Annotated in this window: 12 protein-coding genes, 6 tRNA genes and 1 other RNA gene; 10 read left to right on the top strand and 9 right to left on the bottom strand. The window is 50.6% G+C overall.

What is annotated here, in order from left to right; all coding sequences use genetic code 11:
• Positions 1-40: 40 nt before the first annotated feature.
• Complete coding sequence (ligA, locus tag WN16_RS20455) at positions 41-2,056, top strand: NAD-dependent DNA ligase LigA (protein WP_003838570.1); 2,016 nt, start codon at positions 41-43, stop codon at positions 2,054-2,056.
• 1 nt (position 2,057) lies between these two features.
• Positions 2,058-2,276 carry a DUF3820 family protein gene (locus WN16_RS20450; protein WP_003038102.1) on the top strand — a complete coding sequence of 73 codons (219 nt, stop codon included), beginning with the start codon at positions 2,058-2,060 and terminating at the stop codon, positions 2,274-2,276.
• On the opposite strand, the gene WN16_RS20445 is transcribed toward WN16_RS20450, so the two are convergent.
• Entirely contained in the window at positions 2,273-3,271 is a 999-nt protein-coding gene (locus tag WN16_RS20445; protein ID WP_003038103.1) for a bile acid:sodium symporter family protein, read from the bottom strand. The genes WN16_RS20450 and WN16_RS20445 overlap by 4 nt on opposite strands.
• Positions 3,272-3,360: 89 nt before the next feature.
• Here WN16_RS20445 and WN16_RS20440 point away from each other — a divergent pair, with 89 nt between their 5' ends.
• Positions 3,361-4,287, top strand: coding sequence for a LysR family transcriptional regulator (locus WN16_RS20440; RefSeq protein WP_003838572.1), 927 nt, complete (start codon positions 3,361-3,363; stop codon positions 4,285-4,287).
• A 25-nt stretch (positions 4,288-4,312) separates the two neighbouring features.
• Here the strand turns inward: WN16_RS20440 and WN16_RS20435 are convergent, their stop codons facing one another.
• Positions 4,313-5,074 carry an outer membrane protein OmpK gene (locus WN16_RS20435; protein WP_003847297.1) on the bottom strand — a complete coding sequence of 254 codons (762 nt, stop codon included), beginning with the start codon at positions 5,072-5,074 and terminating at the stop codon, positions 4,313-4,315.
• Positions 5,075-5,329: 255 nt separating this feature from the next.
• Between WN16_RS20435 and xapA the strand changes: the two genes are divergently transcribed.
• From xapA to WN16_RS20415, 4 genes are read left to right on the top strand one after another with little or no spacing between them, the layout of a single operon-like run.
• Positions 5,330-6,163, top strand: coding sequence for a xanthosine phosphorylase (gene xapA / locus WN16_RS20430; protein WP_044701743.1), 834 nt, complete (start codon positions 5,330-5,332; stop codon positions 6,161-6,163).
• A gap of 56 nt (positions 6,164-6,219) precedes the next feature.
• Positions 6,220-7,476, top strand: coding sequence for a nucleoside permease (locus WN16_RS20425; protein WP_003847301.1), 1,257 nt, complete (start codon positions 6,220-6,222; stop codon positions 7,474-7,476).
• A gap of 57 nt (positions 7,477-7,533) precedes the next feature.
• Positions 7,534-7,692 (top strand): DUF1427 family protein, encoded by a 159-nt coding sequence (locus WN16_RS20420; protein ID WP_003847305.1) that lies wholly within the window; start codon positions 7,534-7,536, stop codon positions 7,690-7,692.
• A gap of 51 nt (positions 7,693-7,743) precedes the next feature.
• On the top strand, positions 7,744-8,628 hold the full coding sequence (locus WN16_RS20415; RefSeq protein ID WP_003847307.1) for a LysR family transcriptional regulator: 885 nt from the start codon (positions 7,744-7,746) through the stop codon (positions 8,626-8,628).
• 138 nt (positions 8,629-8,766) lie between these two features.
• Here the strand turns inward: WN16_RS20415 and WN16_RS20410 are convergent.
• The 5 genes from WN16_RS20410 to WN16_RS20390 form a co-directional block, all read right to left on the bottom strand.
• A non-coding RNA gene (locus WN16_RS20410) (RtT sRNA) lies at positions 8,767-8,893 on the bottom strand.
• Between the two features lie 29 nt (positions 8,894-8,922).
• Positions 8,923-8,998 (bottom strand) — tRNA-Lys (locus tag WN16_RS20405).
• 4 nt (positions 8,999-9,002) lie between these two features.
• Positions 9,003-9,078 (bottom strand) — tRNA-Val (locus tag WN16_RS20400).
• Positions 9,079-9,125: 47 nt separating this feature from the next.
• A tRNA-Val gene (locus WN16_RS20395) sits at positions 9,126-9,201 on the bottom strand.
• A gap of 46 nt (positions 9,202-9,247) precedes the next feature.
• Positions 9,248-9,323, bottom strand: a tRNA-Val gene (locus tag WN16_RS20390).
• Between the two features lie 258 nt (positions 9,324-9,581).
• On the opposite strand from WN16_RS20390, the gene gltX reads away from it, so the two are divergent.
• Positions 9,582-10,997: a glutamate--tRNA ligase gene (gene gltX / locus WN16_RS20385; RefSeq protein ID WP_044701742.1), complete on the top strand. Its 1,416-nt coding sequence runs from the start codon at positions 9,582-9,584 to the stop codon at positions 10,995-10,997.
• Positions 10,998-11,053: 56 nt separating this feature from the next.
• Here gltX and WN16_RS20380 read toward each other — a convergent pair whose 3' ends face one another.
• Both WN16_RS20380 and WN16_RS20375 read right to left on the bottom strand, forming a co-directional pair.
• Positions 11,054-11,446 carry a YfeC-like transcriptional regulator gene (locus WN16_RS20380; protein WP_003028279.1) on the bottom strand — a complete coding sequence of 131 codons (393 nt, stop codon included), beginning with the start codon at positions 11,444-11,446 and terminating at the stop codon, positions 11,054-11,056.
• 1 nt (position 11,447) lies between these two features.
• Positions 11,448-11,810 carry a YfeC-like transcriptional regulator gene (locus tag WN16_RS20375; protein ID WP_003028277.1) on the bottom strand — a complete coding sequence of 121 codons (363 nt, stop codon included), beginning with the start codon at positions 11,808-11,810 and terminating at the stop codon, positions 11,448-11,450.
• A 221-nt stretch (positions 11,811-12,031) separates the two neighbouring features.
• Between WN16_RS20375 and WN16_RS20370 the strand changes: the two genes are divergently transcribed.
• Both WN16_RS20370 and WN16_RS20365 read left to right on the top strand, forming a co-directional pair.
• Positions 12,032-12,107: transfer RNA gene (locus tag WN16_RS20370), tRNA-Ala, on the top strand.
• 42 nt (positions 12,108-12,149) lie between these two features.
• A tRNA-Ala gene (locus tag WN16_RS20365) sits at positions 12,150-12,225 on the top strand.
• Positions 12,226-12,311: the final 86 nt, after the last annotated feature.

Here is a 12,311-nt window from a genome sequence, read left to right as displayed (position 1 = left end):
CCCCCGCCTGTCGGGGGTTTTTTATCATTGATGGTGCGATATGGAATCAATCGAACAACAACTGACAGAACTGCGAACCACGCTTCGCCATCATGAGTATCTCTACCATGTGATGGACGCGCCGGAAATTCCCGATGCGGAATACGATCGTCTGCTGCGCGAACTCCGCGAGCTGGAAGCGCAGCATCCGGACCTTATTACCCCTGACTCGCCAACTCAACGCGTTGGCGCCGCCCCGTTAACGGCGTTCAGTCAGATTCGCCATGAAGTGCCGATGCTGTCGCTGGATAACGTGTTTGATGAAGAGAGTTTTCTCGCCTTTAACAAGCGCGTACAGGACCGACTGAAGAGTACGGACAAACTAACCTGGTGCTGTGAGCTGAAGCTTGACGGGCTGGCGGTGAGTATTCTCTATGAAAACGGCGTGCTGGTTAGCGCCGCAACGCGCGGCGATGGCACCACCGGGGAAGACATTACCTCGAACGTGCGCACCATTCGTGCGATCCCGTTAAAACTGCGCGGCGATAACATTCCGACGCGTCTGGAAGTGCGCGGCGAGGTGTTCCTGCCGCAGGCAGGGTTTGAAAAAATCAACGAAGAGGCCCGCCGTACTGGCAACAAAGTGTTTGCTAACCCGCGAAATGCGGCGGCTGGGTCATTACGCCAGCTCGATCCGCGTATCACAGCGAAGCGACCGCTTACTTTCTTCTGCTATGGCGTTGGTGTGCTGGAAGGTGGTGTGTTGCCCGATACCCATCTGGGCCGTCTGCTGCAATTTAAAGAGTGGGGATTGCCGGTGAGCGACAGAGTGGCGCTTTGCGACTCTCCGGAGGAAGTACTTGCTTACTATCATAAGGTTGAAGAAGACCGACCGACGCTGGGCTTCGATATCGACGGCGTGGTGATTAAAGTCAACTCCATGGCGTTGCAGGAGCAACTGGGCTTTGTTGCTCGCGCGCCGCGCTGGGCGGTGGCCTTTAAGTTCCCGGCACAGGAGCAGATGACCTTTGTCCGCGATGTTGAGTTTCAGGTTGGACGTACAGGGGCGATTACGCCTGTCGCCCGCCTTGAGCCAGTTCAGGTTGCCGGGGTGTTGGTCAGTAACGCCACCTTGCACAATGCGGATGAAATTGAGCGTCTTGGTTTGCGTATTGGCGATAAAGTCGTCATTCGCCGTGCGGGCGATGTCATCCCGCAGGTAGTGAACGTCGTGATTTCCGAGCGTCCGGACGATACCCGCGAAATCGAGTTTCCCACCCACTGTCCGGTATGCAACTCTGACGTTGAGCGTGTGGAAGGCGAAGCGGTTGCTCGCTGTACCGGAGGTTTAATCTGCGGGGCACAGCGGAAGGAATCATTGAAACACTTCGTTTCCCGCCGTGCGCTGGACGTCGACGGCATGGGCGACAAAATTATCGATCAACTGGTCGAGAAAGAGTATGTCCACACGCCAGCGGATCTCTTCACGCTGACCGCAGGTAAGCTGACCGGTCTTGATCGCATGGGGCCGAAGTCGGCGCAAAACGTAGTGAATGCGCTGGAAAAAGCGAAAGAGACCACGTTTGCCCGTTTCCTCTATGCGCTGGGTATTCGTGAAGTCGGCGAAGCGACGGCTGCAGGTCTGGCTGCATATTTCGGCACGCTCGACGCGCTGGAAGCCGCCTCTGTTGAAGAGCTGCAAAAAGTGCCGGATGTCGGCATCGTGGTGGCGACCCACGTGTTTAATTTCTTTGCCGAAGAGAGTAACCGCGAGGTGATCGTCCAGCTTTTGGAGCAGGGGATTCACTGGCCAGCGCCGGTGGTTATCAACGCTGAAGAAATCGACAGCCCCTTTGCGGGTAAGACGGTGGTGCTGACCGGGAGCCTGAGCCTGATGTCACGCGATGATGCCAAAGCACGACTGACCGAGCTGGGGGCAAAAGTGGCCGGTAGCGTGTCGAAGAAAACCGATCTAGTGATTGCGGGGGAAGCGGCGGGCTCTAAACTGGCAAAAGCGCAGGAGTTGGGCATTGAAGTGATCGACGAAGCTGAAATGATCCGCTTACTGGGTGCCTGAGATGGAAAAAGAGCAGCTGGTTGAAATCGCCAATACCGTGATGCCCTTTGGCAAATATAAAGGGCGTCGGCTGATTGATGTACCGGAAGAGTATCTGCTGTGGTTTGCCCGTAAGGATGAATTCCCGCCGGGCAAGCTCGGCGAACTGATGCAAATCACGCTGCTGATTAAAACTGAAGGGCTGACGCAACTGGTGCAGCCCCTGAAACGCCCACTTTAAGCCTTTGCGGCGCGGCTTTTCTGCTGCGCCTGTAATGCGTCCGTCTGTTGCTTGTAGCGACGTGCCAGCACCGCACAAACCATCAACTGAATTTGATGGAAGATCATCAGCGGCAGCACCATCATTCCTATCACTGACGTCGGGAACAGAATATTTGCCATTGGGATCCCATTCGCCAGGCTCTTTTTCGATCCGCAAAAGACAATGGTGATCTCATCGGCCTTGTTGAAGCCGCATTTACGCGCAACAAAGACGTTGATGCCAATCACGATTGCCAGCAATACGATGCTGACCACCACGATAAACAGCAGTGAGCCAATCCCCACTTTGTGCCAGATCCCGTTAACCACGGCTTCACTGAAGGCGGAGTAAACCACCAGTAAAATGGATGATTGATCCGTTTTTGCAATCCATTTTTTATGTCGGGACACCCAGTTACCAATCCACGGACGCGAAAGATGTCCCAGTACGAACGGCAGCAGCAGCTGCAGCATGATTTTCCCCACCTGCTCCAGGCTGCCTTCTGCGCCATGCATATTCATGACCAGGCCAACAAGCAACGGCGAGAGAAAAATACCCAGCAGGCTGGAGGCCGAAGCGGAACACACGGCGGCGGCAACGTTCCCCCCCGCCAGCGACGTAAAGGCGATTGCCGACTGCACCGTGGCCGGCAAAATACACAGGTACAGGAAACCGGTGTACAGCATCGGGTCAACATTAACCGGCGCCCACCAGGCGAACAGAACGCCCAGCACCGGGAAAACAACAAACGTGCTGCACATCACCCACAGATGCAAACGCCAGTGACTACCGCCGGCAATAATTGCCTCACGAGAGAGCTTGGCCCCGTGCATAAAAAACAGCAGGGCAATGGCGGCGGTGGTTAAGCCTTCAAAGAAAGGCACAAAGCCACCTTCGGCTGGGAAAAAGGACGCCAGTAATACGACCGTAATCAACGTAATCGTGAACGGATCAAGGATACGAAAAAGTTTCATAAAAGCTCCTGAAATTCAGTAGCAACATTTTGCGTTTTTCCATTTGAGAAATAAAATTGATTTATTGCATCCATATATGAATCGAATAGATGAATTACTCTCTGCGTCAGTTGCGTATCTTTGTTACCGTCGCTCAGGCCAAAAGCTTTAGCCGGGCGGGGGATATTATTGGCTTAAGCCAGTCTGCGGTCAGCCACAGCGTTAAAGAGCTTGAAGCTCAGACGGGGGTGCGGTTGTTAGATAGAACAACGCGGGAAGTGGTGCTGACGGAAGCGGGGTACCAGTTGGCGACGCGGCTGGAACGTATTCTGGATGAACTGCACAGCACGCTGCGTGAAGCAGGCCAGGTGGGGACACAGTTAACTGGAACGGTGCGTGTTGCCGCCAGCCAGACAATCTCTGCTCACCTTATTCCACAGTGTATTGCCCAGAGTAATGAGCTTTACCCTGCGATCGATTTTGTGCTGCACGACAGGCCCCAGCAGTGGGTGCTGGAAAGTATTCGCCAGGGAGAAGTCGATTTTGGCATTGTGATTGATCCCGGAGCGGTGACCGACCTGCAATGTGAAGCCGTACTGTCCGAACCGTTCCTGCTGCTGTGTCGCGAGGATCATCCGTTAGCCCAACGTGAGTGGGTGAACTGGCAGGATTTGTATCACGAACGTTTGGTGTTACAGGATTACGCTTCCGGTAGTCGACCGCTGATCGATGCGGCGTTGGCCCATTTTTCCATTGATGCCAACATCGTTCAGGAGATTGGTCATCCCGCCACGCTGTTCCCGATGGTGGAGGCGGGGATTGGCATCAGTGTGCTGCCCGCGCTGGCGCTCCCCTTACCGCAGGGCAGTCACTTGCAGGTTAAGCGCCTGACGCCGGTAGTTGAACGGCAACTGATGCTGGCTCGACGTAAAAACCGCTCTTTATCAACCGCGGCTCAGGCGCTGTGGGACGTGGTGCGTATGCAGGCCAGTGAATTAACCGCTGGTCGCGCCCGTGATCCGTTGTATCAGATATAAATATCTGCCCGACTGGGCTAATGTGTTAGAACAAGTATTTAAGAGAATAAATAATACCGTCCTGCAGGAATGATTCTCCCAGTTTATTATCTGCGTAACGATACTGAATACCTGCGGTAAGATGTGGCGTCGCGTTCCACCAGAAAGCGACTGCGCCGTTGATTCCGTCCTTACCGCCATTACCTGCCGCGTAGGTTTCATTGCGGTCAAATTCGTATTCATTCCAGTTCGTTACGCTGAATTTCTCGCTGCCAAGCGAGAAGCTATATCCGGCCACCCAGCCCATTACATAACCATTATCCCCAGTATAATATGTCTGATCGGTATAACGTTTGGCAAAGAAGGGCTTAAACCAATAACCATTGCCTGTGAAATTATAACCTAACCCATAGAGAAACATATCATCATGGAAGTTAGCACGATTCGGCGAACCATAAGTTCCGTAAGCATGCAGATAGAGATTTAACCCCGTATCACCAAGATATATACGGTTGGTATTTTTGAAAGTGTAACGCTGTTCGCTGCCGGGTTTAGCGTGACGACCATTGTAGAAATTCTCCCAATCGAAGAAGCCGTACATTTCTCCCCAGCTAAAGTTCGCTCCGCCTTCAAGCTCCAGATAACCAAAGTCATCTTTATGTGATTTTTTACTGGTTTTTTCTGTAGTCTCTGATGTCCAGTCGAGATAATGCAGGCCGATATCGGCAAATCCACTTTTATATTCCGCATGGGATAGTGCGGGAATAATGAGTAAAGATGACAGCGTCAGAGTAAAGAATTTTTTCATAGCATATTTCCCTATGCCAATAGTTATTAATAGATTAATTAAAAATAAGTGATTTATAAAAATACAAACAGCATATTGTTATGATAAAGAGTAGATAACTACCAATACTGTTTTGTATCTTTATTAATACAGAAGCGATCTAAATCCATCGATATCAAATGACTATTGATAGCACCTGAAAAGTGTATTGGTCAGCACAGGTCGAAGGTCGTTATAAAAAGGAGTCAAATTTAATCCGATAGAACAAGGATATTTATGTCTCACGCTCTTTTTTCTCATAATCCTGAGTATTGTGTTGATATTATTCGTGCATATGCACCGGAGTTTACCCCGCGAGTTGCGTTTATTTTGGGTTCTGGACTAGGTGCGCTGGCGGAGCAAATTGAGAATGCGGTCGCCATCTCCTATGAAAAACTTCCCGGTTTTCCTGTGAGCACCGTTCACGGCCATGCTGGAGAACTGGTGCTCGGTCATCTGGCGGGTGTTCCTGTTGCTTGTATGAAAGGGCGTGGACATTTTTATGAAGGTCGGGGTATGAAGGTTATGACCGACGCCATTCGCACGCTGAAATTGCTGGGTTGTGAAGTATTGTTCTGTACAAATGCGGCAGGATCACTACGTCCTAAAGTTGGCCCAGGAAGTCTGGTGACGTTGTGTGATCACATTAACACTATGCCGGGTACGCCGATGGTTGGAGCGAATGATGAGCGTTTTGGCGATCGCTTTTTCTCGCTGGCAAATGCTTACGATGCAGATTACCGAGCCATTCTTCAGGCCGTTGCGGCAGAGGAGGGATTCCCTCTCACCGAAGGCGTATTTGTTTCTTATCCGGGGCCGAACTTCGAAACTGCGGCAGAAATACGCATGATGCAGATTATTGGCGGCGATGTGGTCGGAATGTCAGTGGTGCCGGAAGTTATTACCGCACGTCATTGTGGTCTCAAAGTTGTTGCCGTCTCTGCGATCACCAATCTGGCGGAAGGGTTAGGAGATGTAAAACTGTCCCATGCTCAGACACTGGCTGCGGCTGAGTTGTCCCGTCAGAACTTTATTAATCTGATTTGCGGTTTTTTACGCAAATTGGCCTAAACACACAATAGCAAAGGTTCCTTTTGGGAGCCTTACCTCACGGCAAGGAATAAAAAATGGGTATTACGTCCCGCTTAAAAATCATGTCGTTTTTGCAATATTTTATCTGGGGTAGCTGGCTGGTTACCCTGGGTTCTTACATGATTAACACCCTGGATTTTACCGGCGCGAATGTGGGTATGGTCTACAGCTCGAAAGGGCTGGCAGCGATTATTATGCCAGGCATTATGGGGATCATCGCCGATAAGTGGCTGCGTGCCGAACGTGCTTATATGCTGTGCCACCTGGTGTGTGCTGGCGCGTTACTCTACGCCACCACGGTTACTGATTCTGATACCATGTTCTGGGTGATGTTAGTTAATGCTATGGCCTATATGCCGACGATTGCGTTATCGAATAGTGTTTCCTACTCCTGCCTGGCAAAAGCCGGCCAGGATCCGGTGACGGCATTTCCGCCTGTACGTGTTTTTGGCACGATAGGTTTTATTGTGGCCATGTGGACGGTGAGTCTGATGGGCCTGGAACTCAGCAACGCGCAATTGTATATCGCCTCTGGAGCTTCGCTGCTGCTGGCTCTGTATGCGCTGACGTTGCCGAAAATTCCGGTTGCAGAGAAAAAAGAGTCCGCCACGCTGGCCAGTAAACTGGGGCTGGATGCGTTTGTTTTGTTTAAAAATCCGCGCATGGCAATTTTCTTTTTGTTTGCCATGATGCTGGGGGCGGTGTTGCAAATCACCAACGTCTTTGGCAATCCGTTCCTGCATGATTTTGCCCGTAACCCTGAGTTTGCCAACAGCTTTGTGGTGAAATATCCCTCCATTTTGCTGTCAGTTTCGCAGATGGCGGAAGTGGGTTTTATCCTCACTATTCCATTCTTCCTTAAACGCTTTGGCATTAAAACAGTGATGCTGATGAGTATGCTGGCGTGGACGCTGCGCTTTGGCTTTTTTGCCTTTGGCGATCCGTCTCCGTTTGGCTTTGTACTGCTGCTGATGTCGATGATCGTTTACGGCTGCGCGTTTGATTTCTTCAACATCTCCGGCTCGGTTTTTGTCGAGCAGGAGGTTGACTCAAGCATTCGCGCCAGCGCTCAGGGGCTGTTTATGACAATGGTAAACGGCGTTGGTGCGTGGGTGGGGTCAATCCTGAGCGGGATGGCGGTGGACTATTTTTCTGTCGATGGCGTCAAGGATTGGCAAACTATCTGGCTGGTATTTGCCGCTTATGCTTTGGCATTGGCAATTGTTTTTGCGTTGTTCTTTAAATATCAACACCATCCAGAAAAATTGTCGACTAAATCATTGGCTCATTAAAATTATTTAACTGGCGAGGGGATGCTCGCCAGTTCATTTCACAAACAAGGATTCCACGTGAAAGAAATCATTCTATCCTCAGGCATTGGGTTTGGCATTGGGGCATTATTTACTTTATGCCGAATACCCATTCCTGCACCAAATGTTTTACCTGGGGTTTTATCTATTGTGTTTATGTATATTGGGTATCTTGTCGTTAAATCTATTTTTTACTAAGCAATGTGGTAGATTCCAGACGTTATCCCTTATACCTGGAGTGCAACAGTGATGGAACGAGCTCACCGAATCGATCTGAAGTTATTGCGTTATTTTCTCGCTGTTGCAGAAGAATTGCATTTTGGCCGGGCTGCTGCCCGGTTAAATATGTCACAACCTCCCCTGAGTATTCATATCAAAGAACTTGAACAGCAACTTGGTACCTTGTTATTTATTCGCCATTCTCGCAGCGTTGCGTTAACTCATGCCGGGAAAATTCTGATGGAGGAGTCGCGTCGTTTGTTAGCCAATGCAAATCAGGCTATGGCGAGAGTGGAGCAGATTGGTCGCGGCGAAGCGGGGCGTATTGAACTGGGTGTGGTTGGTACGGCGCTGTGGGGAAGAATGCGTCCTGCAATGCACCATTTTTTGAAAGCAAATCCCAATGTTGAAGTACTGTTTCGCGAAAAATCGCCAGGTATGCAAATGGCGTTATTAGAGCGTCGGGAGCTTGATGCAGGGATCTGGCGTATGGCTATTGAACCAACGGTTGGTTTTACCAGCTTACGTCTGCATGAATCTTCATTCATGGTTGCAGTACCGGAAGATCACATTCTGGCCTCCAGGGATGCTGTTCCGCTGGCGGCGCTGCGCAACGAATATTTTGTCACGCTTCCATCCGTACATTCCGATTGGGGATTTTTGCAACGCGTATGTCAGCAGGCAGGCTTCTCGCCAATGATTATTCGTGAGGTTGTTGAGCCCCAGACAGTACTGGCAATGATCAGTATGGGAATCGGGATTACGTTAATGGCTGATGGTTATGCACAAATGAACTGGCCTGGCGTAATATTCCGGCCATTAGAGGAACGTATTCCGGCGGATTTGTATATTGTCTATGAACAACAGCAGGCTACACCCGCGCTGGAGAAACTGGTGGCGGCTTTGACGGTATGATGTCTGTGCCGGATGGCGACTAACGTCTTATCCGGCCTACGAAGAGAGTATTGTCGGTAGGCCTGATAAGCGTAGCGCATCAGGCAGTTGTATAAATCGCAGATAGCAAAAAGGCGCCTTTAGGGCGCCTTTTTACATTGGTGGGTCGTGCAGGATGACTCGCTTCGCTCGCCCTTCGGGCCGTCGCCGTAACCGGCTCCGTTGTTTCGCTGCGCTCAATACCGAACCTGCGGCAGGTTCGAATCTTACAAATCGCAGATAGCAAAAAAGCGCCTTTAGGGCGCTTTTTTACATTGGTGGGTCGTGCAGGATTCGAACCTGCGACCAATTGATTAAAAGTCAACTGCTCTACCAACTGAGCTAACGACCCGAAGTGGTGGGTGATGACGGGATCGAACCGCCGACCCCCTCCTTGTAAGGGAGGTGCTCTCCCAGCTGAGCTAATCACCCACTTCGGTACTTCAATTTTATCGTAAGAAATCCAGCTGGCGAGAAAGTGGTGGGTGATGACGGGATCGAACCGCCGACCCCCTCCTTGTAAGGGAGGTGCTCTCCCAGCTGAGCTAATCACCCACTTCTCAATTTCTTACTCTACACGGCGGAGACTACATAAAGTAGTTGGTGGGTGATGACGGGTTCGAACCGCCGACCCCCTCCTTGTAAGGGAGGTGCTCTCCCAGCTGAGCTAATCACCCCCGCTGTGTGGAGTCGCATTATAGGGAGAGTTGAAAATGAGTCAACGCATTTTCTAAAGAATTTGTTCGTTCGTCGTAAATTTAAACAAAACGATCGCAAATCAATCCATGCAGCATGATTTGTATACGAAAATGGCAAAGCGTGATGTTCCAACCTGAACAACATTGAGGAATCAGACCACAGTGATAGAATACGAGCCTGATAATCTTCCCAGGATTTGCCGGTTGTCGGCATCTTTATAAACGTAAGGCCATTTCATGAAAATCAAAACTCGCTTCGCGCCAAGCCCGACAGGTTACCTGCACGTCGGTGGTGCGCGTACTGCTCTATATTCCTGGCTTTTTGCACGTAACCATGACGGTGAGTTTGTGCTGCGTATTGAAGACACCGATCTCGAACGCTCCACTCCGGAAGCTATTGAAGCCATTATGGATGGCATGAACTGGCTGAATCTGGAATGGGATGAAGGCCCGTACTTCCAGACCAAACGTTTTGATCGCTACAACGCCGTGATTGATGAGATGCTGGAAGCCGGTACCGCGTATAAATGCTACTGCTCCAAAGAGCGTCTGGACGCGCTGCGTGAAGAGCAGATGGCAAAAGGTGAGAAACCTCGTTACGACGGTCGCTGCCGCCACGGTCATGAACATCATGCTGCTGATGAACCATGCGTGGTGCGTTTTGCCAACCCGCAGGATGGATCCGTTATTTTTGATGATCAGATCCGTGGGCCGATCGAATTCAGCAACCAGGAACTGGACGATCTGATCATCCGCCGTACCGACGGTTCCCCGACCTACAACTTCTGTGTGGTGGTCGACGACTGGGATATGGAAATCACTCACGTTATTCGTGGTGAAGACCATATCAACAACACTCCGCGTCAGATAAACATCCTGAAAGCGCTGAATGCGCCGGTACCGGTTTATGCACACGTGTCGATGATCAACGGCGACGATGGTAAAAAACTTTCTAAACGTCACGGTGCGGTCAGCGTTATGCAGTATCGCGACGACGGTTACCTTCCGGAAGCGCTGCTGAACTATCTGGTGCGTCTGGGCTGGTCCAGCGGCGATCAGGAAATCTTCACCCGTGAAGAGATGATCAAATTGTTCTCCCTTGGTGCGGTGAGCAAGTCTGCCAGTGCGTTCAACACCGAAAAACTGCAGTGGCTTAACCATCACTACATTAATGCGCTGGCACCGGAATATGTGGCAACGCATCTGCAATGGCACATTGAGCAGGAAAATATCGATACTCGCGTCGGCCCGCAGCTGTCTGAGCTGGTTAAACTGCTGGGTGAGCGCTGCAAAACGCTGAAAGAGATGGCGCAGAGCTGCCGTTACTTCTACGAAGATTTTGCTGAGTTCGACGCGGACGCCGCAAAGAAACACCTGCGTCCGGTAGCACGTCAGCCGCTGGAAGTGGTTCGCGATAAACTGGCTGTTATCAGCGAGTGGACGGCAGAAAATGTGCACCACGCGATTCAGGCGACCGCTGATGAGCTGGAAGTGGGGATGGGTAAAGTTGGGATGCCGCTGCGCGTAGCCGTAACCGGTGCGGGTCAGTCTCCGGCGTTAGACGTCACAGTGCATGCGATTGGTAAATCCCGCAGCATTGAGCGTATTAATAAAGCGCTGGCGTTTATTGCTGAGCGTGAAAGCCAGCAGTAAGCTCGGTTGAGCGATGAAACAACGGCAGGAGCGCATCCTGCCGTTTTTTTTGCCTGTTATTCAGACTCATCAATACCCAGACGGGTAAGGAAAGTGCGAATACCTTCGCGAGAAATATACATTGCCAGCTTTTCTTGTTCCGTTGGGGACATGTTGTCCAGTGCGCTAATTATTTGGCGACAGGCGTGGCTACGCACCACGTGGTTGTATTCTGCCAACGGTTCCTCTGCCTGATAAATTTCAGGTACTTTGCGAAAAGCCGGAATATTGAGCAGAAACGTGCGGACGCTGGAGTCGATATGAATCAGCCTTGCACGACCCCCTTTAACGCCGGGAAACTTTTCGGTGGTCCAGTTTTGTTCTCTGATCCAACGATTGACGGTTTGTTTGGCAACTCCGAGACAGTCCGCCAGTTCTTCGGTCGTCATTTTGCTGCGTAATTTTTTCATATTATTTGTTGTCGCGGATCCCTAAGCGTTGTAATAAACCCGTAATGCCTTCACGCAGGATCAGTGACGTAAACATTTTCTGTTCTGACGGAGTCATCTCTTTGGCGAGCCTAATCAGTAGAGCTTCGATAGAGGTATCGCCTGATAACGATAAATTATCTGATAAACCTTCGGCTGAACGCTCAGCACTGCGAATGTATTCACGAACTTGTTCGGTGACGTGAACCAGACGCGCTTTACCGCCCTGTACGCCTGGTTTTGGTGATGTAGCCCAACCCTCCTTACGCACCCATTTATTGATGGTCTGTCGGCTGTATCCGGTCAGATTAGCAAGTTCTTCTGGCGTCATCCGTTCCTTGAACATAACGATTCCCTGAATAGTCGTGGGGTTAATTAGTGGCTCATTTTATAGCACCATTTTAGTAGAAACCGTGACGCGTTTAACTACTGAATGCGAGTTGTTACGCAATGTTCTTCATTTGACTGCTTTTTCAGCGATTGAATTCTATGAGTTAATTTTGCCGTTGACACACGCGAAGGGAATTCATATGATGCCGCCCGTCAACTCGACAAGCTTTACGTAATGGGGCTATAGCTCAGCTGGGAGAGCGCTTGCATGGCATGCAAGAGGTCAGCGGTTCGATCCCGCTTAGCTCCACCAAATTTTATCCCAACAAATTTGGTATATACGTAAAAGCATCGTGGGGCTATAGCTCAGCTGGGAGAGCGCTTGCATGGCATGCAAGAGGTCAGCGGTTCGATCCCGCTTAGCTCCACCAAAATTTAAACCCTCGCTGAAAAGCGGGGGTTTTTTGTTTCTGCATCCTGTCGATTCTTACCGATATCTCTCTGCTCTGCTGAATAG

It is taken from the genome of Citrobacter sp. ABFQG (genome assembly GCF_004322975.1).
Taxonomy (GTDB): Bacteria; Pseudomonadota; Gammaproteobacteria; order Enterobacterales; family Enterobacteriaceae; genus Citrobacter; species Citrobacter freundii.
This window is presented reverse-complemented; position numbering and strand designations above follow the sequence as displayed.